The sequence below is a fragment of the Rhizobacter sp. P3_B12 genome, assembly GCF_056402895.1.
This window is the reverse complement of record NZ_JBFUGN010001758.1, coordinates 1-563: the sequence shown is the minus strand read 5'-3', so window position 1 is coordinate 563 and position 563 is coordinate 1. Positions and strand designations below refer to the sequence as shown.

General features: G+C 71.9%; 1 protein-coding gene. It reads left to right on the top strand.

Features of this window, described 5'->3' with window-relative positions:
- Nucleotides 1–16 precede the first annotated feature (16 nt).
- Nucleotides 17–563 (top strand): glycosyltransferase (locus tag AC1D01_RS38070; RefSeq protein ID WP_477875186.1); only part of this gene is annotated, 547 nt, incomplete at its 3' end.

The window sequence follows — 563 nt, the reverse complement described above, 5'->3', positions numbered from 1 at the left end:
CGACCGTGGAGACGGTGTGAGCGCCGTGCTCGAGGTCGTCGTCCCGGTCCACAACGAGGAGCGGGTGCTGGCGGCGAGTGTGCGGCGGCTCCACGCCCACCTTTCGGCGACCTTCCCCCACCCGTTCCGGGTCACCGTCGCCGACAACGCGAGCACCGACTCGACGTGGCTCGTGGCACAGGAGCTCACCGCCGAGCTCGACGAGGTCACCGCCGTGCATCTCACCGAGAAGGGTCGCGGCCGCGCCCTCAAGCACGTGTGGCTGGCATCCGACGCCGACGTCCTCGCCTACATGGACGTCGACCTCTCGACCGACCTCGCAGCCCTCGGCCCGCTCGTCGCGCCGCTGCTGTCGAGCCACTCCGACCTCGCCATCGGGTCCCGGCTCGCCCGTGGCGCGAGGGTGGTGCGTGGCCCCAAGCGCGAGGTGATCTCGCGGGCCTACAACCTCATCCTGCGCGGCTCCCTCGGCGCCCGCTTCACCGACGCGCAGTGCGGGTTCAAGGCGATCCGGGCCGACGTCGCCCGCGAGCTGCTGCCGCTCGTCGAGGACACCACGTGGT